At 54.5% G+C, this 23,700-nt stretch carries 25 protein-coding genes and 6 pseudogenes; 15 read left to right on the top strand and 16 right to left on the bottom strand.

Annotated elements, in window-relative coordinates:
* On the top strand, positions 1–196 hold a 196-nt coding region (locus MWU63_RS16320), incomplete at its 5' end, for a transposase (protein ID WP_247078700.1).
* Here MWU63_RS16320 and MWU63_RS16315 read toward each other — a convergent pair.
* Positions 193–336: a hypothetical protein gene (locus MWU63_RS16315; RefSeq protein WP_247078699.1), complete on the bottom strand. Its 144-nt coding sequence runs from the start codon at positions 334–336 to the stop codon at positions 193–195. The genes MWU63_RS16320 and MWU63_RS16315 overlap by 4 nt on opposite strands.
* A gap of 462 nt (positions 337–798) precedes the next feature.
* On the opposite strand from MWU63_RS16315, the gene MWU63_RS16310 reads away from it, so the two are divergent.
* A complete protein-coding gene (locus MWU63_RS16310; protein ID WP_247078697.1) occupies positions 799–1,935 on the top strand; it encodes a DUF2235 domain-containing protein in 1,137 nt (378 codons plus the stop codon).
* A gap of 80 nt (positions 1,936–2,015) precedes the next feature.
* Here MWU63_RS16310 and MWU63_RS20495 read toward each other — a convergent pair.
* The 4 genes and pseudogenes from MWU63_RS20495 to MWU63_RS16295 all read right to left on the bottom strand — a co-directional run.
* Positions 2,016–2,122 (bottom strand): annotated as a pseudogene (locus MWU63_RS20495) (IS6 family transposase); the annotation flags it as partial.
* An 89-nt stretch (positions 2,123–2,211) separates the two neighbouring features.
* Positions 2,212–3,744 carry a Fic family protein gene (locus MWU63_RS16305; RefSeq protein WP_213890421.1) on the bottom strand — a complete coding sequence of 511 codons (1,533 nt, stop codon included), beginning with the start codon at positions 3,742–3,744 and terminating at the stop codon, positions 2,212–2,214.
* 981 nt (positions 3,745–4,725) lie between these two features.
* Positions 4,726–5,304: a hypothetical protein gene (locus MWU63_RS16300; RefSeq protein WP_213890419.1), complete on the bottom strand. Its 579-nt coding sequence runs from the start codon at positions 5,302–5,304 to the stop codon at positions 4,726–4,728.
* Between the two features lie 138 nt (positions 5,305–5,442).
* Positions 5,443–5,982 (bottom strand): hypothetical protein, encoded by a 540-nt coding sequence (locus MWU63_RS16295; RefSeq protein ID WP_246531777.1) that lies wholly within the window; start codon positions 5,980–5,982, stop codon positions 5,443–5,445.
* A gap of 226 nt (positions 5,983–6,208) precedes the next feature.
* Between MWU63_RS16295 and MWU63_RS16290 the strand changes: the two genes are divergently transcribed.
* Together MWU63_RS16290 and MWU63_RS16285 are read left to right on the top strand one after the other, a co-directional pair.
* Positions 6,209–6,604, top strand: coding sequence for a DUF2946 family protein (locus MWU63_RS16290; RefSeq protein ID WP_213890417.1), 396 nt, complete (start codon positions 6,209–6,211; stop codon positions 6,602–6,604).
* 104 nt (positions 6,605–6,708) lie between these two features.
* Complete coding sequence (locus MWU63_RS16285; RefSeq protein WP_247078695.1) at positions 6,709–8,778, top strand: TonB-dependent receptor; 2,070 nt, start codon at positions 6,709–6,711, stop codon at positions 8,776–8,778.
* Positions 8,779–8,794: 16 nt separating this feature from the next.
* Here the strand turns inward: MWU63_RS16285 and MWU63_RS16280 are convergent, their stop codons facing one another.
* From MWU63_RS16280 to MWU63_RS16255, 6 genes and pseudogenes are all read right to left on the bottom strand, one after another.
* Positions 8,795–9,652 (bottom strand): TonB family protein, encoded by an 858-nt coding sequence (locus MWU63_RS16280; protein ID WP_213890415.1) that lies wholly within the window; start codon positions 9,650–9,652, stop codon positions 8,795–8,797.
* Positions 9,649–10,065, bottom strand: coding sequence for a biopolymer transporter ExbD (locus MWU63_RS16275; protein ID WP_213890414.1), 417 nt, complete (start codon positions 10,063–10,065; stop codon positions 9,649–9,651). Before MWU63_RS16275 ends, MWU63_RS16280 begins: the two co-directional genes overlap by 4 nt.
* A 4-nt stretch (positions 10,066–10,069) precedes the next feature.
* On the bottom strand, positions 10,070–10,453 hold the full coding sequence (locus tag MWU63_RS16270; RefSeq protein WP_213890413.1) for a biopolymer transporter ExbD: 384 nt from the start codon (positions 10,451–10,453) through the stop codon (positions 10,070–10,072).
* Positions 10,453–11,154, bottom strand: a complete 702-nt coding sequence (locus tag MWU63_RS16265; protein ID WP_213890412.1) for a MotA/TolQ/ExbB proton channel family protein — start codon at positions 11,152–11,154, stop codon at positions 10,453–10,455. The genes MWU63_RS16270 and MWU63_RS16265 overlap by 1 nt, the downstream gene beginning before the upstream one ends.
* Before the next feature lie 254 nt (positions 11,155–11,408).
* Positions 11,409–11,528 (bottom strand): annotated as a pseudogene (locus tag MWU63_RS16260) (IS6 family transposase); the annotation flags it as partial.
* Positions 11,529–11,645: 117 nt separating this feature from the next.
* Positions 11,646–11,780: pseudogene (locus tag MWU63_RS16255) on the bottom strand (IS6 family transposase); the annotation flags it as partial.
* Between the two features lie 33 nt (positions 11,781–11,813).
* Here MWU63_RS16255 and MWU63_RS16250 point away from each other — a divergent pair.
* Positions 11,814–11,948 (top strand): annotated as a pseudogene (locus tag MWU63_RS16250) (transposase); the annotation flags it as partial.
* Between the two features lie 328 nt (positions 11,949–12,276).
* Here MWU63_RS16250 and MWU63_RS16245 read toward each other — a convergent pair.
* Positions 12,277–13,236, bottom strand: coding sequence for a LysR substrate-binding domain-containing protein (locus tag MWU63_RS16245; RefSeq protein ID WP_213890411.1), 960 nt, complete (start codon positions 13,234–13,236; stop codon positions 12,277–12,279).
* 72 nt (positions 13,237–13,308) lie between these two features.
* Between MWU63_RS16245 and MWU63_RS16240 the strand changes: the two genes are divergently transcribed.
* The 7 genes from MWU63_RS16240 to MWU63_RS16210 all read left to right on the top strand — a co-directional run bounded on the left by MWU63_RS16240 (position 13,309) and on the right by MWU63_RS16210 (position 18,232).
* Positions 13,309–14,175: a pirin family protein gene (locus tag MWU63_RS16240; RefSeq protein WP_213890410.1), complete on the top strand. Its 867-nt coding sequence runs from the start codon at positions 13,309–13,311 to the stop codon at positions 14,173–14,175.
* Between the two features lie 153 nt (positions 14,176–14,328).
* Positions 14,329–14,868 carry an NAD(P)H-dependent oxidoreductase gene (locus MWU63_RS16235; RefSeq protein ID WP_213890409.1) on the top strand — a complete coding sequence of 180 codons (540 nt, stop codon included), beginning with the start codon at positions 14,329–14,331 and terminating at the stop codon, positions 14,866–14,868.
* A 1-nt stretch (position 14,869) separates the two neighbouring features.
* Complete coding sequence (locus MWU63_RS16230) at positions 14,870–15,115, top strand: DUF2798 domain-containing protein (protein ID WP_213890408.1); 246 nt, start codon at positions 14,870–14,872, stop codon at positions 15,113–15,115.
* A 100-nt stretch (positions 15,116–15,215) separates the two neighbouring features.
* Positions 15,216–15,944: an alpha/beta hydrolase gene (locus tag MWU63_RS16225; RefSeq protein WP_213890407.1), complete on the top strand. Its 729-nt coding sequence runs from the start codon at positions 15,216–15,218 to the stop codon at positions 15,942–15,944.
* 124 nt (positions 15,945–16,068) lie between these two features.
* Entirely contained in the window at positions 16,069–16,782 is a 714-nt protein-coding gene (locus MWU63_RS16220; protein WP_213890406.1) for a DUF4386 domain-containing protein, read from the top strand.
* A gap of 80 nt (positions 16,783–16,862) precedes the next feature.
* Complete coding sequence (locus MWU63_RS16215; protein ID WP_213890405.1) at positions 16,863–17,729, top strand: NAD-dependent epimerase/dehydratase family protein; 867 nt, start codon at positions 16,863–16,865, stop codon at positions 17,727–17,729.
* A 23-nt stretch (positions 17,730–17,752) separates the two neighbouring features.
* Positions 17,753–18,232 (top strand): VOC family protein, encoded by a 480-nt coding sequence (locus tag MWU63_RS16210; RefSeq protein ID WP_247078693.1) that lies wholly within the window; start codon positions 17,753–17,755, stop codon positions 18,230–18,232.
* Positions 18,233–18,341: 109 nt separating this feature from the next.
* Here the strand turns inward: MWU63_RS16210 and MWU63_RS16205 are convergent.
* From MWU63_RS16205 to MWU63_RS16190, 4 genes and pseudogenes are all read right to left on the bottom strand, one after another.
* Positions 18,342–19,492, bottom strand: a pseudogene (locus MWU63_RS16205) (IS30 family transposase).
* Positions 19,493–19,733: 241 nt separating this feature from the next.
* Positions 19,734–20,276, bottom strand: a complete 543-nt coding sequence (locus tag MWU63_RS16200; protein WP_247078691.1) for a helix-hairpin-helix domain-containing protein — start codon at positions 20,274–20,276, stop codon at positions 19,734–19,736.
* 236 nt (positions 20,277–20,512) lie between these two features.
* Positions 20,513–20,692, bottom strand: a complete 180-nt coding sequence (locus MWU63_RS16195) for a hypothetical protein (RefSeq protein ID WP_213890402.1) — start codon at positions 20,690–20,692, stop codon at positions 20,513–20,515.
* Between the two features lie 278 nt (positions 20,693–20,970).
* Positions 20,971–21,120, bottom strand: a pseudogene (locus MWU63_RS16190) (IS6 family transposase); the annotation flags it as partial.
* A 191-nt stretch (positions 21,121–21,311) separates the two neighbouring features.
* Between MWU63_RS16190 and MWU63_RS16185 the strand changes: the two are divergent.
* From MWU63_RS16185 to MWU63_RS16175, 3 genes are read left to right on the top strand one after another with little or no spacing between them, the layout of a single operon-like run.
* Entirely contained in the window at positions 21,312–21,620 is a 309-nt protein-coding gene (locus tag MWU63_RS16185; RefSeq protein ID WP_213890401.1) for a hypothetical protein, read from the top strand.
* Positions 21,617–22,273, top strand: a complete 657-nt coding sequence (locus tag MWU63_RS16180) for an ATP-binding cassette domain-containing protein (RefSeq protein WP_213890400.1) — start codon at positions 21,617–21,619, stop codon at positions 22,271–22,273. The genes MWU63_RS16185 and MWU63_RS16180 overlap by 4 nt, the downstream gene beginning before the upstream one ends.
* Positions 22,266–23,039 carry a two-component regulator propeller domain-containing protein gene (locus MWU63_RS16175; protein ID WP_213890399.1) on the top strand — a complete coding sequence of 258 codons (774 nt, stop codon included), beginning with the start codon at positions 22,266–22,268 and terminating at the stop codon, positions 23,037–23,039. The genes MWU63_RS16180 and MWU63_RS16175 overlap by 8 nt, the downstream gene beginning before the upstream one ends.
* Positions 23,040–23,700: the final 661 nt, after the last annotated feature.

The raw sequence follows: 23,700 nt of genomic DNA, 5'->3' as shown, positions 1-23,700 counted from the left end.
GTTCAACGGAACATTAAGACGGGAAGTCCTGAATGCCGAGTGGTTCCACAGCACTAGGCAAGCCCAGGTCGCCATCAATGTTTGGCTCAGGCAATACAACCGGATAAGACCACATCACGCATTGAACATGCGCCCGCCAGTGCTTGAAACCTTATTAGAGAAAACGAAAATTACTGGTACTGAAATTGGGGGCTAGACAGCCACAACTGTTTTGGGGCCATCACTGACGACAGCAGATTGGTTATCAAGGCCAGTTTGAGATGTAGCCGGAGCGCCCAGAAGCGAAGCAGTCAAAATACCCGCTGCAATTGTTGAAATATTCTTATCACTGCTCATAGCCATCTTCTCCAAATGCAACCTATCATAGTAGTTGATCGTTTAATACAACCAACTACATCAATAACAAAACCCTTACATGTGTCAACGCAAATCCGCCGGAATTGGTTCACACGCCGGTGACCAGAAAAATGCGAACTTAAAAGGATTAGTTCCCGCGCACATTCTCAACCAAATCAACATTTGGCAGAGAACAGGCTCAATACTTCAGCTGGCACTGCAAAGAAACTAAAACACACTGCACGGTAACAATCGGTTTTTTATCAATGGATTCCAGCAACTGAGGTGTACGTTAAACGCTTTTACCACAAGATTGCAGCTCTTGTCTTCTTGATGGTTTTTTTGCAGCGGAAAAAAGTTCGCTGGACTTTCTACTGGAAGCCGCGTCAGATCAACTTATGCGTGTTGCGACAGTGAGGAACGATCAGTCCTTTTCTGCCAATTATTTCTACGGAGAAATCTATGCCAAAGAACATTGTCATTCTCTGCGATGGAACCTCAAACGAAATCTCGGAAGACCGAACAAATGTTCTGCGTCTCTACGGCACGCTGAAGAAAGATGGCGAACAATTGGTCTACTATGACCCGGGCGTTGGCACTTTTGGTGCTGCGAATTCGGTGTCCTACTATTATCGGCGCTTACTTGAAATCTGGGGGCTGGCGACCGGCTGGGGCCTCGATCAAAATGTGAAGGAAGCCTACCGCTTTCTTGTGGAATACTACGATAATGGAAAACGCGACAACGGCGAGCACGAAGAGCCAGACCAAATCTATATCTTCGGCTTCAGCCGCGGTGCATACACCGCACGCGTTCTTGCCGGGTTCATTCATTCCGTAGGACTTTTCGATTCTCACAATCTGAACCTTCTGGATTATGCCTATCGCGCCTACAAAGCGATTGGTGCGAATGCGAAAAACGGGAAAGACCAGACCAAGAAAAATCCGTTTGCCGAAGTCAGGCTGTTTGAACGTATGTTGCGCGCCAAACGTCCCGCAATCAGATGTCTGGGGCTTTTCGATACCGTTGGCTCGGTCATCGAGATGGGACGATTTGGTCCCCGTTTGCTATCACATGCATTCACGCGATCAAACACAAGCGTCGAAGCCATTCGGCATGCGGTCGCACTTGATGAACGCCGAACGATGTTTCATCCGCAACTCTGGCCCGAAGGTGGTGAATACTGGGGCGGGCCATTTCAGCCGAAGACGCAAGTTCCGCAAGACGTGAACGAAGTTTGGTTTGCTGGCGTTCATGGGGATGTCGGAGGGGGATACCCGGAGCAAAAAAGCCAGCTTGCCAAGATACCGCTTCTCTGGATGATCGACGAAACAAAGAAACTGGGACTTCGCTTCAAAACCCAAACCATCAATGAAATCGTTCTCGGAAAGAACCCTGACAAGCACTATGTTTCTCCGGACCCGAAAGCCCCGAAAAACAAATCAATGAACCTGGTTTGGGCAATCCTGGAGTTCCTGCCACGCAAACGAAGGGAAACGACAACACGACACTTTTCAATATTTGGATTTTACTTGCCACTGTTTGAACGTCGGAAAGTTCCGGACAACGCAAACACTCACCCTACTGTTTCGCAGCGGTAGAAAACGCTGTCAGGCAGAGACTGCTTCTGTTGGCAATCTAACTCTGCCACTGCGCGTTCATACCGGAACCTTTGACACAGGAAACGGACGGACTCGTGGCTAGTGCCGATGCCACGCTCGTCAGCGAATACTCAACATTTCAAAACGAAACTGCAAAACGTACATACATCATCACCGCCAGCCGGATGACCTCAGGGCTGGTTCAGAATTGCAGCAAGAGCTTCATTTCTTTACGCCGCAAAGCCAGACGACCGCCGTGCCCGCCTCAGCTCGGTTTTATCTGACGATGCTCTCCTGATAGATCACCTCAAGCTGCGCTACCTCACCTTCTGTTAATTCGGCAAACTCATTATTGCGAGCGCGCCTGGAAAGCTGTCCGCCATTTTGCTTGAGGAAATTGAACAGCAGATCGATGGTGGATGCCGGCATTTCGACAAGGGCCTCAACGCGGGATTTAAACTGATCATAGCGGACCAGAAATGCAGCCTCCTCCGGCAGGTCAATTTCGATGGTTTTCTGAACGCACTCGAAAAGAAACTCTGCATGGAGCGTCGCGTCGAAATACTTATAGAAATCGCTCGTATCGTTCAGAACCCGCACATTCATCTTCTCGGTCGGCTCCCATTCTACAAATGGCAGAAGCCGCTCTGAATAGCTTTCCAGAACGCGCCGGTAGTCGTCTATTCGTTCCAGGATTGCAGAGGATACCGGGAATACGATACCGGTTGGATTGAACCCACGCATTGTCAACACATGATGAATGAGATATCGGTGGAGCCGCCCGTTGCCGTCTGCGAAGGGGTGGATATAGACAAACCCGAAGGCGAGAACGGCGGCGGCTATCACCGGGTTGATACCCTCAGCATACCCCTGATCAAAGTCAATGATGCCCTGAACGAGTGCAGGCAAATCCTCATGGCGGGCGCTGATATGGTCAGGGAGCGGAATACGGGTATCCTGCTCGTGATCTCCGACGAAGCCGCCCTCATCCCGGAAGCCAAGGCGTATAAACCGCTCATTGCCGATCACGATGCGCTGCAAACGCAAAAACTCGTTCTGATCGAGCGGGTGTTTTCCCGCCTCACCAATCGCCTTGCCCCATCGCTGAATACGGCTGTGCGGCGGGGCCTCCCCTTCAATCGCGTAGCTCGATTTGGAATCTTTGAGGAGAAGAAAGGCTGCGGTGCGCGCCAGAATATTTGCGGAAATTTTGCCAACTACGGCGCGCGCTTGCTCATCAAGTTTGGCCTCTACAAAGCGTTCAAGCTTTTCTGTGCGCCAGACCAGCGGACAGAATGAACGGGTGCCGGGCAAATTATTGCGAACGCGGTGCCGCCTGAATGTCTCACCTTTAACGGCCCATTGTTGCTTACGATCAACAATATCGGCGTAGGTGCCGCTCTTGGCATCCGGCAAATCAAGTTCACGCTCCAGTAGCCATTCGTAGAGAAACCAGATACGCCGTATATAGGCGCTGGTGGGTTTGGCTCGAATGATCGCTTCAACATCGGCGGGCGAAACTGCTTCAAACAGGCGTTTCAGGACAGCCAGATCAAGCCCTTCATACTTCAGGGCGAAAACCAGATGCCCCTCAAACGTGGCGCGCGGCTCATGGCGCGGCGTATAGATGCGCCATCCATTTTCTGTGTAGACTTTATGACGCTTACCTATAGCACTCAGAGTGAGCGGCGTCGGTACCTGGAGCTCATACGCATCTATCAGGGCCGCATATCCGACAGGCAGTGCCATTTCTGGCAGCCTGTTTTCCTGAAGAACGCTTACCGGGCCTGAAAACTGGTTATTTTCCATGATGCCTGTGAAAACCATTTCCTGTGTTCGAATTTCACTTCACAATGTTAGCATTTCATGAAAATTGATTACATTCAACGGAAATCACTGCGAAACTTGGTAAGCGCAGATGCTTTTTGAGTTCAAACAATTGAATGGCTTCTTGTTGAACCCGTTCTGAAAATAGCTTTTCAGAATGGCAACAGTGGCCATACACCCAATGCAGAACAACTAACTTTTCCCTGTACTATCTTCCTATTTCACTGATCTGCACATGACAATTCCCTGTCACCCTTTTTAGGTAATTTCCCCACAAACCACTGCTTCCTTTTACTAATTTTCGGCATGCATCGCAAAAATCGGCCAAAATTCTGTGTTTTCCCTGTCAATTTCTCAGTTTGCAGGGAAATTGCCTCCGAGATTGGTTCGCTCTAGGCTGGGCGCACAGCCAACCACTTCTTCAAAACCAGACCAGACGAGTGTCGCGCCACATAGTGGCGTGTTTACCGTGGCTTGTGAGATACTTGGGCAACCCCAGACCGTACCATCAGCCAAGAATGCGCCCTATTTCCGCAGAAGTCTGGGGGCGCTGTTTCCGCGATAGCAGTGTGGGAAGTCGAGGATCAGAGTATTGCGAGCAGTTCGCGCTGTTCATTCCAGTCGGCAGGCAATGCGTGGCGCATGCACCAGTCTGACGTCAAGCCGAGCGGTTGTCTGCCATCAAGGATGTTTCTCAAGGGCTTTGTCACATTAACTCAGTAACCGGCAGGTTTCCTCTTTTGGATGGGACTTAATATTTCGTAAGTCTTTGAAATTCAACAACACGCATTTGGTAAATCTTCGATATTTTGACTTAGAAAAGTTAATGTGACAACGCCCGTCAGATGACTGCATTGAGTCCATTTTACTGGATACTGCTATCTCTTTGGAGGGTAGTGATAGCATCGAATGCTGACATCCTGTCTGAAACGCAGGGCCTCTTACAGGTCGTCGCAGGACATATCATGTGCTCCACGAATGCACGTGCACATCACGCCCAGAGTGACCTTTCATGATTTTGACGGCCAGTTTCTCGCGTTCCTTGTCACGTACCCGGACCCAGAGAAGGATGCCGCCATGTTCGATCTGTTTTGCGTAATAGTCCTTGTGATGTTTGCCAACGCGACGCGCCAGCAAAGTACCGATCACCGCTGCAGGGCTGCCGCCGATGGCAATTGCAGCAATCGATGCCGCAAGTGTGCTGGCAAGGGTAAGCATTGCGGTCAACGCAATGAATGACCCGAGAAAGAAGAACCCACCGGCAATGGCGCCCTGCAATTCGCCGATAGCCTCTTCCGAGACGAAAGCTGCACGTGGCGCATCGGGATCGTCTTCCAGATCGGTTGCGCGCCAATATGCCTTGCCCAGTGTTTCTTCTAGCACCTCCTGTCGCGCGAGGAGGCTGATGTCGTATCGGCTGAATCCGAACATCCGCAAATCGTAGAAAGCACCTTGCAGATCGTCGAACGTTTCGAACACATCAACGGCTTCAGGAACATCGATATATGTGGTCCTGTCATCTTTCGCTCGAGTTTCGGACATTGGCACCTCCGGTATCGCTGTCTCTGTCCTATTTTGATATATGGAACAGGCAGACGACGCGTTGATCGAAGTTAATGGTCCCCTCGCTGAAACGCTATAGGGATGATCGCGTCCAGGGACGAATCTGGAGGAAACAGTTCACGGGAGATCGACGACATGAAGGGTTTTGCAGACGACATCGAAAAGCTGACCGAAGGAAACGACAACTTCCGTGAAGTTCTCTATACTCGCAAAAACATCCAATTGGTGCTCATGGCGCTCAAGCCTGGCGAAGAAATCGGCAAAGAAGTTCACGACGATCGCGATCAGTTCTTTCGTTTTGAAACGGGAAGCGGCGAAGTCCGGATCGACGATGTGGCCAATCAAGTAAAGGCCGATGACGGTGTCATCGTTCCAGCAGACGCCAAGCACAATGTCGTCAATACCAGATAGGAACCGTTGCGTCTTTATACGATCTACGGGCCACCTGAGCGTGTCGAAGGCACAATCCACCGGACCAAAGCTGAAGCCGATGCATCCCGTGAACATTTTGATGGGCGGACCACGGAGTAGTGTCGCCCAACGGCCAGCCCCGCTGGCGACCTCCAGTGTCGGCAATCCGCCGGATACCGTTGAAAAAGTCAGTTTTTGAGAATTGGCGAAAATTTGCGAAATGACCGACCGTCCGGAAATCAGCATTCGAATGCTCGTACACGCGATGAGCTTGAGTTGCAAGCGCCTTGCCGAGAAAGGGCTGTCCCCTCGGTCAAAATCAACCACTGAGCATGTATGGCGAAAAACTCTTCTAAAGTTGACTAAAAACCTCCTGATGAATGCCTAGCTGGCTGACGATTTGAAGCCGTTTCTTCCGCGCGGTTTGTCGCACGGGCTTGCACCTCACATTTTTGTGAGTCAAAACAAATTCATGGAATCGAATATCTTATTGCCCAAGAAGAAACTTCGCCCCGCTATGGCGGCGTTTCTGGGTATTTTACTGCTTTTGCAGACGACACTGGCTAGTCTGGGCGCCTTTGCTGCATCCGCTGAGGGTTTGCAGGTCGTAATCTGCGATGCCGGTGGTTTGCGGACAATCACGCTGGATAGTTCCGGAGAGGAAATTCCCGAAACACCGTCACATCACGCCGATGCTGAATGTCATTTCTGCCTCACTGGCATTTGTCTGTCAGCACAATCTCCGAAAAGTGATGTGCTCCCTCTTGCGACCGGAAGTCAGCGGCTAGCGCGACCACGTAGCAAGCAAGCCACCTCGCGACATGAAAGCCGAACAGGACCGATCCGTGCGCCACCTCGCACAGTCTAAGCCAGCTTAACGCGTGGCTTTTCGCTTAACTGTGCTTAGCCGTCTTGCCACTTCCGGCGGCGGTTGGTGCATTCCTAGACTGGATTTCTAGAGAGGTTGGACAAATGTCGAAACCCCAATTCATGCGCCTTGGCGCGACCGCCATTCTGCTGTCTTCGCTTTCCACCACGGCTTTGGCCCAAGCGGCCGACTTACCGGAAGCCGAATTAATACTGCAACTCGATCCGATCATTGTTCAGAACACGACAGCTCCCTCCGGACCTTCGCGACTTGTATTCAACCACCGCGATAGAACCTTAAATCTGGCTGCTGACGGGGGTGAACTGCTGCGTTCCGTACCCGGCATCACCTCTGGGCGCATGGGTGGCCACGGATTGGAACCGGTGATCCGGGGCCAGCAGCAAAACCAGCTAAATATTATTGACGCGGGCGCCTTCACATTCGGGGCTTGCCCTAACCGAATGGATCCGCCAGCGACTACCGCCGCCTTTAATCGTGCGGACCGCGTGATCATCGAACGCGGCTATCATACCGTCACCAATGGGCCCGGCGGTTCGGGCGGTGCCATCGTGCTTGAACGCGAGGCACCTGTTTTTGATCCCGGCAAACCCTGGACCCTGTCAACCCAAGCCGGTGCAGCGTCAAACTCTGATCTGCGCGAAGGAGCGTTGTCCGGTGCGCTGGATTTGGGTTCAGGTTTCTACCTCGAAGGTTTTACCGAACATCATGAGGCCGACAACTACGTGGATGGCGATGGCGCCACGGTACGCAGTGCGTACCAGCAGCAAGCCGCTGGCGTTACCCTTGGTTATGTAGGTGAAAGGCTATCGCTCGCCTTTGACATTGAAAGAGACGAAGCCGAGGATGTCTTGTTTCCGGGTGCTAGTATGGACAGCCCGTCGTCAGAAACGACAGTAATGCGTCTACGCGGTGGTCTGGAGATGAACCAAGACGTGTTGCAGCGGGTAGAGGTGAACGCCTACCTCGGCACCGTTGACCACGTGATGGACAATTTCTCGCTAAGGCCAGTGGGTATGATGGCAGCCCGCACGCCTTCAACCTCGGACACCTATGGTGGTAAACTAGAGGCTCATCTTGATTTCGGGCGTACCACGGCAAAAATTGGGGCGGACCTCCAATCCAACAACAGAATGGCGACATTCTATTCCGCGCCAGCCGCCATGCAGGCACAAGTGGCGGCTGAAAACCCAGCGCTGGCGCGTTTTCTGATGTGGCCTGATGTGACCATTGCCCAATATGGTCTCTATGGTGAAACCGAGACAATGCTCACATCTAAAACCACGCTGACACTCGGCGGCAGGTATGACTATGTCAGCGCGTCTGCAGATGCCGCCAACATCGTACCGGGCGGATCAGCCCTTTCACCCAACGATTTCTATACTGCGCAATACGGCACGACCTTCGACAACAACCGCGAGGAACATAATTTTGGCGCCCTCGCCCGGGTTGAACAAAAGCTTAACGACAATGCGACGCTCTTTGTCGGCGTGTCTCGTTCAGTCCGCACATCCGACGCCACGGAACGGGCAATGGCGCGCAACAATTGGGTTGGCAACCCTGACATCGCGCCTGAAAAACACCACCAGTTTGACGTCGGCGTCGAGGTCACCCGCGCAAATTGGCAGGTCGGGGCAGCGGCCTATCTCGATCAGGTCGATGACTACATTCTGCGAGATGCTTTCAGCGTGCCCGGCGTGACCACTTATCGCAACATTGGTGCTCGGCTTGTCGGGCTCGAACTTGATGGAAGTTGGCAACGAGGGGGCTTGGAACTCTCGGGTGACATGGCATGGACATATGGTATAAATCTGATCGATGATCGACCGCTTGCACAGATCCCTCCGCTTAGCGGTTCGGTGTCTCTTTCCTATGGTGAGACGGACTGGCGTGCAGGGGCACGGGTGAACTGGGCAGATAGTCAGTCACGGATTGACCCGTCGCGTGACGCAAACGCGACGACGGGTTATGCAACTCTGGATGTTTTCGCCAGATACACGCTGAGCGACAATGCGATCCTTCATGCAGGGGTCACAAACCTGACCGATCAGACCTATGCAAATCACCTGAACCGCCCGAACGTCTTTGACCCGACAATGGTACAGGTGAATGAGCCAGGGCGCAGTGTTTACCTGAGTGTGTCAGCCGAATTCTGAATGGTGCCGCTCCTCCCTATCGAGTGAACTGTATAGGTAGTGAGAACACATAACTGGGCCGTGTCAGGCCCCTTGGCGCGGCGGGAAACCGGCGCGCCGACCGCACAGCTTCCAAGGCAGCCTGATCAAGCAAGCTATTACCTGACGAGCGGGCAACTGAAACACCCTGCAACCGGCCATTCCGACCCATTGAAAGTCTGACCGTGACCGTACCTGACACCCCGCGCGCGCCTGCGGGATAGCGCTTGCGACGTTCGATAGTGGCGCGTAATTCTCCCCCCCAACTGGCCAGCAGGCTACGCTCTTGGTTTTGGCTTAGGGTGGCGGAACTATCGGATGCGCTTGTGCCTGCTGCGGCCCCACCACCCTGACCAGCAGCGCGTTGCGCAGTGCTGGCCGGAGCTTGCACCTGCACCTGTTGTGCTCGCGTATCGACAGGTTGGGTGTTGGGACGCGCGACGGGAGCAGTATCTGAAGGCGTCGCAGCCTGTGGCGCCTGTGGTTCGGGCGGCTGCGGCGATGTGGTGACAACCTGATAAGCAGTGTTCTCAGTGGGCATTGGCAAAACCTGAGACATACTAGGTAGCATCGGCTGTGCCGGGTTGCTGGTTTGCCTGTTCGACATAGTAGGCGGCACGTTTGGTGTCGCGAATTGTTGAGGAGAGACCTCGGGTGGCATCACAATCTCAGTAGGCTGCTCCCATTTCGCCACCATATTCGCAACCGAAGAACTTGAGGCTTGCAACGAGACCAGCGCCGTTCCGTCCTCACCTGACGAGCTTGCACCACCGGCCTTCTCACTTGTGGCAAAAGCCGCCATGTGCACCGCCACCGCTATGGTGAGGAAAATAGTGAATTCAACAGCGCGACTCATGGAGCAATCGTGATCAGCTGAAGTTGTGCAATCCCTGCCGCTTTGAAATGCGGCAAGAGTGATGCCAAACGCTCGGCAGGCATCGTTGCATCTGCCCTCAAGATAACTGGCGGTGGCCCATCCGGACATGGGGTCTTCTCGCAGTAAGTGGCGTGGTCCGCGCGCAAAGCAGCGAGCGCGTTTTGTAACCCGCTCGCATCGCGGTATGCCAACTGCTCATCGGCCCCAAGATAAAGTGTAAAGCTGCTTTCGGCAGGGTCTTGTGCGTCTACCTGCGGAGGGGTCACCTCAAAAGGTTCAGGCGGGGCGATTTGGGCTGTCATCAGAAAAAAGATTAGTAACAGAAACACCACGTTGATCATCGGAACGATGCTTTCACGTGGCGCGGCGAGGGAGGGGGCGGGAAATTTCATCGCGCTATTCCACCAGCACGAGCGCGGTATGGCCCGCCTCACGCAGTAGCTGCATCACCTCGACCAACCGTTGCAGTGAAGCCCCATCACGGCTGCGCAGAATGATCGTGTCTTCTTCTGCTTGGGTCAGACTTGCCATGCCTTCCAGCAGCGCATCAGCGGAGACCGGGTTTCCGTTCAGATGCAGCTTGTCTGGCAGAATATCAACGAGACGAGGCGGCCCTTGATAGGCCGTCTCTGCGTCGCCACCAGCCAATGTGAGCGGAAGTTGCATATCATTGCCGAAACGAGCAGCCAACATGAAGAAAACCAACAGTAGAAAGACCACGTCAATCATCGGTGTCAGGCTTGGTCGGCGTCTTTTGCTGGCTACATCGAAGGAAAACATCACTCGGCGGCCAATACTTTAGTGCCCGCCTTCGTTGACAAGGGGCGTAAAAAAATACGCGTGGCAGCATCTTCCATGTCATGGCGCAACCGGTCGACCACGCTGTCAAACCAAGTCAGAGCGACGGAGGCGGGAATTGCCACTGCCATGCCTGCTGCTGTTGTCAGAAGCGCCTCCCAGATGCCGCCGGCCAAGGCTGCCGGGTCGGCGCGGCTGCCAGCCTCCTGAAGGGCCTGAAACGCCGCGATCATGCCCAGTACTGTCCCCAACAAGCCCAGCAGCGGCGCAATCGTCGCGATCAGTTCGAGCGGACGCAAACCACTGCGCGCCTGCATCAGGAGGCTTTGAGCAACACGACCTGTTTCCGCTTGAGCGGAACTGTCGTCAAGCGACGGATCACAACGGGCGAGCATGGCAGCACGTGCCAGTCGCGCGCGGATCGTGCACCGCCCTTTCAGCAACTCCAGCGCATCATCCTGATGACCTTCGGCCCAGAGAGTCACGGCTCGTCGAAAACACGGCCCACCGTTCCACGCACCCAGAACGGCCAGCCGCCAAGTCTTCCAGAGGATCAACGCAAGTGCCACAACTGACAGTAGTGCAATTGCAGCGATAGCCGGGCCACCAAGCCCCAATAATTCATAAATACGGGCAAGCGGATCGGCTGTGCTGGGCACTGTTACAATTTCGATAGCATCCATCGGAACACCCTTTTCCAGCAGTTTGGCTTAAATTTTCCCAAAGAAATTTTCTGAGTATTTATAATGTGCTGGTAGGTTTGGAAGAGTGTCCAAGGGTCGCACCCCCTCCCCGTGTTTCCGGGACTATGCCTGATAGGCCCTATCGAGGATGGCGAGGACCTCGGTTCCGCCACGCACAGCCTGGGTGTAATGTCCAAGGGACATAACCTTTTCCACCAGAACCAGACCGCTTCATGGCTGATATTAATCCCTTATTCGTGCAGCATGTCCACGACTTTCTGAAGCGAATATGGAAAGCGAACGTAGAGCATGACTGCTAGGCGGATAATCTCGGGGCGCGTCTTGGAATAGCGAAAAGGGCTGGTTTTTGTCATTCAGCCAAGTTAGGCACCGCCCTGCCCACCTCAAGCCAGTTTTTTCTGACAGAGCCCTCTTGACGGCTGTGTCAGACAAATTCGAACCAGTCTCAGCATGCTGCCAAATACCAGAACCTATGCTGAACAAAGTTGGCGCCACTCGGCGAGAGCGGCGGTTCGGTTAATCTTGAAATTGCCGCGTGAGTAGAGATGGCGCTCTAGGTTGAAATGGTTGTGAACGGAAGCATGCACAGCGGCGAGTTTCTGTAACCTGGACAGACATCCGGAACACGTAAGAGCCACGGCGACAAAGTCGTTAACGACATCCATCGTGCCACACGCAAACAGTATTCAGCCGAAGAGAAGATCAGGATCGTGCTGGACGGCCTTAAAGGCGAGGACAGCATTGCTGAGCTTTGCCGCCGTGAGGGGATTGCGCTGCATTTTTTGAGGAAGGCGCGGGTGCAAAACGGGGCTTCACTGTTATTTTATGCTGCGCCTCGAAGGACTGAACCCGGATTCTCTGCGTCGTTTGGCGCAGAACAGATCTCGACCAAGCACATTGCTCGCCCTTGCCGGGAAGACAAAGTGAAACGAAGTGGCCTCGAATATTTGATGCAAGGTCTGGAACAGCCTCACCGACCATGATGCATCATATCCATGGGCCGGTGCGAATGCGCTTGTGGATTCTGATCAATGGTTGGCGGCCGGGTAGCTTTTCCAGAGCCAGCGAGGGATTTGTCCAGTTGGTTGGATCGAAAACACGCTACAAGCTGCCGGCACAGTTCATGACATCCGGCAACTCGCGGCGCAGAAACGCGGCAAGGGCGTCGACCTGTGGCGGGTGTCCTCTCCGCCCGTGCATCAGAAGGCTGATCTCCGGCAACCCGGCAGTCCATTCCGGCAAGAGGCGGCTCAGCCGCCCTGCGGCGACATCCTCGGTGCAGGTGTAGACCGGCAGGGCCACCACACCGAGCCCGGCCGCAGCCGCCTGTTTCAAGGTGACCATGTCATCGCTGCGCATGCGCGTTGCAAAGGGAACCGACGCATTGGCCCCGTCGGACCCTTGCAACGACCAACTGTTACCGCCGGGCCGCCAGCCAAGCGTAAGTCCGGGCAGACCGTCGAGATCAGCAGGTGAAGCCGATGGACCGATTTGGTGCGCAATGCCGGGAGAGCCGAACAGGTGCCAGGGAACCTCGGTAAGCCGCCGCTGGATCAGCCCGGAGTCGGGTAGCAACTTGAAATGCCCCCGAATGGCCAGATCAATGCCATCGCTGATCAGGTCGGAAAAGTCGTTGGACGCCTGGATTTGCAGAACGATACGAGGGTTCTCAGCCAAGAAACGTGGCAGAATCCGGCCAAGCGCGAACTGCGCAACCCCGACCGAACAGGACAGTGTGACGGTGCCCTCCAGCGTGTCCTTGTCCCTGCGCACCGCCGTTTCGGCCGCGACCATGCATTCAAGCGCCATCTTGGCGTGACGATAGTAGGCCTCTCCGGCCTCCGTCAAAGACATTCGTCTTGAATCCCGGTTCAGGAGCCGCGTGCCCAGAGCCTCTTCGAGGTTTTTCACCTGCCGGCTGATCCGTGATTTTGGAATGCCCAGCGTCCGCGCTGCTGCCGAGAACCCCTGTTTCTCAACTACATGCACCAGGTAATAGGCTTGATTGAGGTCCATAGTCTCTGCCTTCTCAATATAGTTGTCGTTCCAAATACAGAACAAAGGGTTCCGAAATCAACGGATTTTCCGAACAACGTCTCGACTGTAGGTCCATATTCAGCACAGGAGGCGAATATGACCGTTCAACACACAGAACCAACCTACACGTCCCAAGCCGCGATCATCAGGTCCCAGCAAGGCGAGAAAATAACCCGGGGCGACGACTTTGAAGCGATCAGCTTCATCCACCGCCAGCTTGACGGGTTGATGGACCCGCTGATCATGGTTGATCACTTCACCATGACAGCACCGACCTTCGGACCCCATGCCCATGCCGGTCTCTCGGCGGTGAGCGTACTCTTTGAGGACAGCACCGGAAGCTTCCGCAACAAGGATTCGCTGGGCAACGACATCGAACTGGCACCGGGCGATCTCTACTGGCTGAAGGCCGCCCGCGGCGCGGTGCATGACGAGGCGCCCACCCCCGGTTCGCGCACCCATGCGCTGCAGATCTTTGTCAACCAGCCGGCAGCACAGAAACAGGACGAACCCAGTGCGCGGCATGTGCCCGCTGATGAGATGCCGGTGATCAAAGGTCCGGGCCATCGGGTGCGGGTGATGACCGGCAAAAGCAATGGTGTTGTCGGCGTAATCCCGCCCGCGATGCCCTTCACCATCCTCGATATTGCCCTGCAGGCAAACGGCAGCTTCACCCATCGCCCCGATCCCGGCGACGCCACGTGGCTGCACCTCATCCGTGGTGAGATCGGGGTCGACCTCGACGGAACCCGCCATCGGCTCAGCAGCGACACAGCGCTGGCCGCCCACGGCGCCGACGAGATTCGGTTGCTGAGCAGTGAGGGCGGACAGGCCGTGCTCCTCGGCGGTGCCCCCTTGCGCGAACCTTTTGTGCAAAAGGGTCCCTTCGCGATGCGTGACGTCCACCAACTGGCCGCGGTGATTGCCGCCCAGGAGGCCGGCGAATTTGGCACCATCGACTGAGCCGTCCGCGTCTCTTTTTGGTCCGAAATGCCAACCAAGCCGGTTCGGGCAGGGAAACAAGACGTGGCCTGTATCAATCCCGAAGCGATGCCGATGCGGTCCAGGGCCGGTGAAATTTACGAAAACCTGTGAAACGGAAACTGGAGAATACCCATGAAAATCCTGACTTTCGGTGCAAGCAACACCAAGAACTCCATCAACAAAGCGCTGGCGCGGTTTACCGCGACGCTGGTCCCGGGGGCCGAGATTGAGGTCCTGGACCTGAGTGACTACGACCTGCCGATCTTTAGCGAAGATCTTGAGAAAGAGATCGGTCAACCTCCGGCGGCAAAGACGTTCTTCGAGAAGATCGGCTCCGCCGATGGGGTGATCGTATCCTTCGCGGAACACAATGGATCCTATACCGCCGCCTACAAGAACCTCTTCGACTGGGCGAGCCGGATCGATCAGAAAGTGTTCCAGGACAAGCCAACGGTCTACCTTTCGACCTCTCCGGGGCCCGGGGGCGCGGGGAGCGTGCTGGCTTCAGCGAAGGGCTCGGCCCAGTTTTTCGGGGTGGACCTAAAGGCGGCTGTTTCCGTTCCCAACTTTTACGATGCCTTTGATGCGGAGACCGCGCGCATCAATGAGCCGAACGCCTTGGCTGACCTGATCGCTGCGGCCGAGACTTTGGCCCTGCGAGAGATCGCTTGATATGACACATCGTGGGCGCCTACAGCGGCTCTCAGGATCATTGGTCATGTCGTCTTTCATGTCCATGGCTCTATCAGGGGTGTTCAGCCTCTTGGAGTTCGGAATCTCGTGGACGTGGCTGCAAGCCTGGGGGCAAAGCATTCTGATCGCACTGCCGATCGCGTTCTCGCTGGATATGATTTTCGGAGACAAACTCCGCTTTCTGTCAGGCAAACTGGCAGACAAGGCCGCAAGCGTTTGGCCATGAAAACTGAAGCTCGGGAGGGCGAGAAAGCTTTCCCGAACTTGGCGAAATGAATGCTTAGGACCAATGTCCCCCAACATTTCAATGCACGAAGGGTAAACCCATGAAACGCATTTTCTCCCTGACTACAGCAGCCTTCTTCGCACTGCCGGTTGGCGCGCTTGCTGAAGAAGGCTCCTTCCTCTCTGACGGCGTTGCCCTGCATTACACCGACGAGGGCACCAGCCCGGCAGTAGTGATGCTGCACGCCTTCGCCGGCACCTCGGCGCTGTGGAACTCGAACGGGCTGATACCTCTGGACGGTTTCCGCACGCTTGCCTTCGATGCCCGTGGCCACGGGCAAAGCGACAAATCGGCCGATCCAAGTGCCTATGGCGAGCATTTGGTCGGCGACGTGATCCGGATGATGGTTGCGCGCGGTATCGAAGAGGTACACATCGTCGGCTATTCGATGGGCGCTGAAACCGCGCTCAAGCTTGCCACTGACCATCCCGATCGTATCCTGTCGCTGGTTGTTGCCGGGTCTGGCTGGTCCGGCGAGAAGGAAGCACAAGTCTACAGCTTCGTCTCCGACGCGCTTGGCTCAAGCGACGCGTTCGGTGATTTCATGGCCGCGATGCCTGCCGACAAGATGACCGAAGACGAACAGATGGCCGCTTTCGCCATGCTGATATCGCACGGCACCACTCCCGATCAGGCAGCGGCCCTGCTGTCCGGAGCGTCGGCGACGATGAATGAGGTGATTCACCTTACCGCAAAGGAGCTTGCTGCGATCACGGTCCCCGTGCTGGGCATTGCGGGTGAAGCGGATGAGGAGCGCGCCAATGTCTAACGCCTGTCCGACGCGATCCGGATTTCACTTGCGTGATGACCCCCAAGGCCGATCACCTCGCCACCCCTCTTTTGCCGCTTTTCTCCGAAGCCGTCACCGGGTTCCTGCACAACTGACCAAATCCATGAGACGCCACCTTTCTCAATCCGAGCTTTCAATCGCGCGTTTCGCCGGGCTGCTCTATCTTGCCATCATCGTCTTCGGCATCAGTTCCGAAGTCGCCCTGCGCGGCCCGTTGATCGACCTGACGAACGCAGAAAGCACCGCAAAGGCAATCCTTACCGCTCTCGGCAGATTCCGCCTGTCCATCGCCTTCGACTTGATCATGGCGTTGGCCGATACCGGGCTCGCAGTGCTGCTCTTCATATTGTTCAGGCCGGTCGCACCCACGCTGGCCCTGGCTGCAATGATCTTTCGCCTCGTGCAATCGGTCATCATTGCCTCCAACCTGATGAACCTGCAGTCAGCGGTCCTGTTGATCTCCGCCGGGCAGGACATCACCGTGCTGGCCCCTGGGCAAGCCGAGGCAATGGCGACGCTGTTTCTTAACCTGCATGGGCATGGCTATGACTTGGGATTGGTGTTCTTCGGGCTCAACAGTCTGATGACCGGCGCCCTGATCTGGCGCTCTGGTTTTGTGCCGAAGGTCCTTGGTGCGGGAATTGCCGCGGCCGGGATCGTCTACCTGATCGGTTCTGCCTTACGTTTTTTTGTGCCCGAATTCTCTGTGGTGTTCGCGCCGGCCTATGGCGTGCCGGCAATCACCGAGACGGCTTTCTGCCTGTGGCTGCTGGCGGCAGGTTGGGCATCGCGGCGACCGCACCTCGCATCGGCCTGAACCCGCAACCGCGGTGGCAGAACCTGACCAAGGGGACGCCACCGCGGCAACTTTCACCTATTGAAGAAAGGAAACGGGCCATGAAAGTCCTTGTCCTTGGCGCAACCGGCATGATCGGAACCGCCGTTACCAAAGAACTGCTGCGGGCCGGGCACAAGGTCACAGGATTGTGCCAATCAGATCGCTCGGCGAGGCAGCTCGAACGCATTGGGGCAACGCCGCTTCCCGGCGATCTGCAAAACCCGGGGGCCTGGGCAGGTGTGGTGCCGGTTACTGACGGTATCATCCAGGCCGCCGCGACCTTCAAGGACGATATGGGCGCGGTGGACAGATGCGTTCTGACGTCGGTGGCACAGGCAGCGGAAACCGCAGGAACCCGACCGAGGTTCATCTACACCGGTGGTTGCTGGCTATACGGTGAAACCGGTGATGAGATCGCAACGGAAGAAAGCCCGTTCAACCCGTTACCTGCCTTCTCCTGGATGGTGAAAAACGGCGCGCGGCTGGCGGCCTCTTCTGTCTTTTCGACGGCGATCATCCATCCGGCGATGGTCTACCATGCCAGCGGTGGCGCGTTTGCCCAATTCATGTCGAATGCGCGCAGGAACGAACCGATTGAGATTTGGCGTGACGCCGGGATCCGCTGGCCGCTTGTCCATCGCGACGACCTGGCCCGCGCCTATCGGCTGCTGCTGGAGCGCCCGGACCTCACCGGCCATTTCAATGCCTCAGCGCAGGCCGGGGTGAAAGTTGGTGACATTGCCACCTGGTTTGCCGGCGCATCAGGTATCGTCGTGAAGAGCGCGGAAATGGCAGTTGCAGATCATGGCAGGCTGGCAGACGGGCCGATGCTCGATCAACAAATGTCAGCGACGAAATTGCAGAATATTTGCAACTGGATACCGCAACACGTAGATTTCCGGGCATCCGGTATCTCCAGGCCTTAACGTTAAAGAAAGCGAGGAGACGTATGTCTGAGCGAAATTTCAAAGCCCGCGCCATTGGCGAGATCGCCATCAGGTGCATTGATCTTGACGCTATGGTTGCATTCTATCGTGACGTGATCGGGCTTGAGCCACTCAATGATCCGGACAATGGCCGTATCGTGTTTCTCCGTATTGCCGAAGGTTTTGCCGGGCATACCGCCATACTGGCCCTGTTTAACCATGACGTCGAGGGAGCGGGCCGGACCCGCGCAAGCGTGACGCCGCCGAAAACTGGTCCATCCTCATCGCTTCACCATATTGCACTCAGCCTGCCCTGGGACGAACAGGACGCGGTAATTGCCTGGTACGAAAAGCTGGGGCGCGACTATAATGTCGAGCATTTTGACTGGGTCGGCTGGCGCGGTGTTTTTACTTTCGATCCTGACGGCAACACCGTTGAACTTGTCGCCAAAGACCCAGATTGGGTCGGCCCTTCAGATACTTCGTCCGAGACATCAGATTAGTGCGCCTGTTATGAAAGCGGCCTTTGATTGAGAACTCTGCAGTGTCTGCTTCGTCTCGCTGGCCGCCATTCGCAGCAACTTATGTCGATGACTGCTTTGCGGGGCGGTTTCAACGGATCGACGCAACACATGCATTGAAACGCTCGGCAGGTGTTTCGTAGTTGAGCGTCTTACGAGGTCGTTCGTTGAGCTGCCTTGCGACAGCGCTCAGCTTTGCTGGACAATTTATCGTCAAATCCGTGCCCTTTGGAAAGTACTGTCGCAGCAGGCGGTTGGTGTTTTCGTTTGTACCGCGTTGCCACGGCGAATGTGGTTCGCACAAGAAGACGTAGATATCCGTCGCCAAGGTGAAGGTCTTATGTCCTGCCATCTCTGTCCCGCGATCCCAAGTCAGAAAGCGATACAGCTCTTTCGGCAACTTGCGTGACTGTTTGATCAATGCCTGAATGACGCTGTTGCTGTCTTTGTTGCCAACCCTTGCCAGCATCACAAAACGGCTGTGGCGTTCGACCAATGTCGCAATAAAGCTGTTGCCAGTGCCTGCAATCAAGTCGCCTTCCCAATGTCCTGGCACTGCCCGATCTTCGATCTCTGCAGGCCTGTTACGGATCGATATTGCATCATTGAACTCACCCAATCCGCTGCGCTTCAAGGTAGCGTGACGAGACCGTTGAATGGATCGCGTGGCTCGCAGATGCGCCAGCAACTCCTTTTTAAGTACACCGCGTGCTTGGATAAACAGGCTTCGATAGATCGTCTCGTGTGAAACGCGCTTGTTCGCATCACCTGGATGTTCGCGCATCAGCCAGCCTGCGATTTGTTGCGGGGACCACTTGCGGATCAGTTTGGTTGATATTGTGCGGCAGAGATAGGCATTACCATTCAGTTTGCAGAGCTTTGGGCGGTGGGCACGGTCCCACGCGGCTGCATCTGACGGTGCTGCTCGGTATTGTTTAGCGCCACCATTGCGCCTGACTTCACGGCTGATGGTCGATGCAGGTCGCTTCAAATTGCGGGCAATGGATCGTAAAGACTGAGAGGCAATAAGACCGCGTGATATCTCTTCGCGATCTGCAAGTGTTAAAGCTAAACGCGGTCTGGTGGACGAATGCCGCCAGTACAGGCAAGGAGCGGATAAATCGATGAGGACGCGCGATCAAACCCACGTCCAATCGAACTCATCGACTCTCCGCCTTGCCAGCGATCCCAAATCTCTGACTTCTGCTTGTCCGTGTAAAATGTACGTTGACGATACTTCATCCTGCTCACTCCATCTTTCCTAAAAGATTAAAGTGTTGCATTGACCAGTTGAAACCGCAGCTCGAAAAAAAACGACGCGAACACTTCGAACGGAGGATGACCGAGAGCAACGAGGGCTGAGTGTGCGAACGAACTCAAGTGTGGGTTTTAGGCGAAGACCTGAGCCGCTGGGTGGTGTGTGGTGGTGAGGTGTGGGTGGTGAGCGGAGAGAAACCGAAGGCAGCCCATTGCAGCGGCGCATTTATTTCTTTTTGGACTTGCGGTCTTTCTTGTCTTTCTTCCGCGCCTTGCCCTTCTTGACCGCGGCCTTCTTTGACTTTTTGGCGGCTGCTTTCTTGGCCGCAGCGGCTTTTTCCTTGGACTTCTTTTTCGAGGCCTGTTTTTTCTCCTTCGACTTGTTTTTGGCTTTCGCCTTCTTCGAGGCTTTTCCTTTGTCCGCTTTCTTCTTGTTGGTTTTTTTAGCGGCTTTCTTCGGTACGGCTGGCGTCATGGCCTCGTCGGCGATGGCGGTGTCTTCGGCCTTGGCACGGGCATCCCCCGACACCTTGGACGCCGCAGCCCGCACAGAGGCTTTGTGCGATTTTGGATATACTTTCGGAGCATCGGTGATGACCTGCCGCGCCGCTTTAAGGAGGATTTCAACGCGGCGCGCGCCGATGCCCGGAACCTCAAGCAAAGCTGTGGGCGATGTCGCCGCAAATTCTTCCGCTGTTGAAATGCCTTTTTCGGTCAACTTCGAAGCTAGGTGTGGTCCGATTCCCGGTACGTCAAGGATGAATGTCATTGAAAAATTCCTTATTACCCAAAGTGACGGGATGTAAAAGGGACCGGCCCGGTGGCCGATCCTGTCGATTGATTTGCGCTGTTCAGGATACTTTCTTCAGCGCCTTTTTTGCGGATTTCAGCTTTTTGCTCTGACGCGCGACTTTGGATTTGCGCGCTTTGACTTCTTTCTTAAGTGCTTTGATCTTGGCTTTCTTGGCCATTGGGGTTTCTCCTATGTTAAAAGGGTTATTGCCTTTAGGACTGATCCTCATGTTCCTTGAGAAAATCGCGGATAAAGCGGCGGATCTCGCGCGCGGCACTCGTGTCGAGTGAATCGCACAACGAAACGAACCGGTCCCTGTCCGACGCTTTGATTCTGATGATCAACTGACTGTCTTTCAGGTGCTTTTTCCTCGGTTTTTTCTTTTCGGGCATCGTCCAGTTCCATATTAGCTTATAGTTTGCTATTCTATTGTAGATCGTTTGTATATACTTTTTTCAGTTTCCACTTTGAAATGGTTTGCCCCATGTGAACGTAATCGGATGGTCAAAGATCACCATCAAGCAACCGGAGTCAGAGGCGATTGTCGCGAAGTTACGACAGGTTGCAGTTCTGGTGGCGGTGTCAGACTATTTCGAACCAGTCTCAGTTTGCCGCCAAATGCCAGAACCTATGCGGAACAAAGCTGGCGCCATTCGGATAGGGCGGCGCTTCAGATTATCTTGAAATTATCTCTGCTGCAGAGCGCGCGTTCCTGATTGAAGTGGTTATGGACGGAGGAGTGAACGGCGACGAATTTCTGCAAACTCCGCATCTGCCGGAAGCGCTGCATGGCACGATCCTGATCTTCTCTTCGGCTGAATACTGTTTGCGTGTGGCACGACGGATGTCTTTAACGACTTTGTCGCCGTGGCTCTTACGTGTTCCGGATGTCTGTCTCATCTCCACTCCTTGGTGGTTACGATGAGCCAGAAATCCTCTCTTATCAAATCGTCCTAATCTGTCCCATAAGCCCTGAAGTCAGACATGCCCGTAGACGCCGCAAGAATTCTTATGCCAAATCGCTTTCGTTTTTGGGTGCAGATTCATATGCCCTTGATGATGCGCACATGCATTGCCGCTTCGCTGCTGATGTTTGTACTGGCGCTGGGAGAGCTCCCAGCATCACTGCTAACCATTCCACCGGGAACCGGCACGATAACGATCCGTATTTACAATTACATGCACTACGGTGCCACCGAAACGGTTGCAGGCCTGTGCCTTGTTATTCCGCTGCTAACGATAATTTATGCAATTTTTCTGTTTGGAGTGGCCGGAAGCTGGCGCTTTTTTCTACCAAAAGTACCAGGGAAAAAGACATGATTTCGCTTAATTGCATCACCAAATCCTTGGCAAGAAAAACCATATTCGATGACGTATCCCTGACAATCGAAACTGGGACCCACGTCGCCATAACAGGGCCTTCCGGCTGCGGGAAAACCACCTTTCTGCGTCTGATTGCTGGTCTTGATACGCCTGATCGCGGCGACATCCGCATTGAAAGCAAACTGACAAGTCAATCTGGCCGGACCCTTGTTCCACCGCATCAGCGGCAAGTTGGTTTTGTGTTTCAGGCCTCGGCTCTTTGGCCACACATGAATGTTGTGCAAAACATTTTGTTTGGGCTTCAGCAGTTGCCAAAATCTGACGCTGCTGAGCACCTGAACCGAATTTTATCCGAAACCGGAACAACGCATCTGGCTAAACGCATGCCCGGCACGCTGTCTGGTGGTGAACAGCGGCGCGTCGCAGTCGCGCGCACGCTCGCACCAGAGCCAAGAATTCTACTGATGGATGAACCACTCACCGATCTTGACAGTGTTGCAAAAACTGAGTTGGCGGAGTTGATAAAGAGCATCGTGCAGAACAGCAAAATGACGCTGATCTTTGTTACGCACGACTTGAAGGAAGTTAGCCATTTTTGTGACAGAAATTACGTGATCAAAGGCGCTAAAGTGATTGCATTAAATGGGTAATATTTGGGGAAATAAAAAACTCCACAACACACTCAGATCGGGCCTCCAGTTTTTCATTGGTGCAGTGGTGGTCTTGGTTGGTGTTGCTTTGATTGTCTCGCTTATTGACCTCAGGAAAATCAATTCGCTTCCCCCTGGTTGGGTGGTTTTACGAGAACCTGGAGAAGTCTCAGCCCTGCTTACGGTTGGCGACGAAGTTTGGGCGGGAGGACGTGACGGTTTGACCATTGTTGACAGGGACACATTGACCATTCTGGCTACGCCAACTGAGGTGAAGGGGTTAAGGTACATACGCGCGCTACAGAATTCTGTGGGCGGTAGCCTTTGGGTGGCACACGATGCAGGTGTTTCACAGTTTGACTACGGGCAGTGGCATCACTTTTCATCAGGTGAAATTGGGCTAACGGGCCCAGTGTATATGGTTCTGGCAGAACCTTCGGGAAACATCTGGGTCGGTGGTGAGGGCGGGCTGGTACGCTTTAAGGACGGTACTTTTGAGCCTGTCATGTTGCCTGAAGAAACGAAGATTACAGCCATCAGTACAATTTTTCTGGATAGTTCGAATACCCTTTGGTTGGGTTCAGATTCCAACACAAACGGCGGGCTTCTATCCTTTAGCGAAAGTTCTGGTTGGCAAAGCTACTCTGCTGGACAAGATCTAAATCATAGCTCGGTTACAGACATTATCGAGGATCAGACCGGAGTATTGTGGGTCACAACCGGCTTTGCCGGGCGTGGAGGTGTCAGCCTTTTTTTCGCAAAATAAGTGGGAGAAGCTTGAACGAGAGTCAGAACTTGAAAGCAGAAAGGTGCGGTCTGTCTTTGAGGATTTAGAGGGGCGTATTTGACAGTGGTATGAATATGACGGCCTCAGCATTTTTGATGGGGACCACTGGACCGATATCAGCGCGGCCGACGGCCTCGCCGGAGATGAGGTTAAAGCCGTACTGCAAGACCAAAACGGGTCTTGCTGGATCGCCACACCTGAAGGTCTGTCTGTTATCGAAGAAAACGCCTGGCGATTGCGCATTAGTAACTAGCTTGCTAACAACTAAGTTCTTTCTATCCGTGCGGCTCTATGATGGCGATGCTGCACAAACTCTTGCGGGGCCATCATAATCCAGGGAGTGGCAGCGACATCCGCGTTCTGGACGCTGGATTGGGAGCCGGAACACTTTCGTAAGCCCTGAGCAAGGCGGTTCGTTCCGGTATCAGCCTTTCTGGAATCGACGTTGCGCCTGATATGATCGCGCGTGCGCAAAAGAACTTACAGAAATCAGGATTGAATGTCGCTCCGTCACAAGCAGACATCACTGCGCTACCCTTCCAAAATGAATTGTTCGATATCGTCATGGCTGGACATGTGCTTGAGCATCTACCGCAACCCAGCCTTGCTTTAGAGGAGGTGGTCCGGGTTTCTTAAACCC

It is taken from the genome of Pseudohalocynthiibacter sp. F2068 (assembly GCF_023015645.1).
In the GTDB taxonomy this organism is placed as follows: Bacteria; Pseudomonadota; Alphaproteobacteria; order Rhodobacterales; family Rhodobacteraceae; genus Pseudohalocynthiibacter; species Pseudohalocynthiibacter aestuariivivens.
Note: the sequence above shows the minus strand (reverse complement) of the source record. Positions and strands in the feature narration are given on the sequence as shown.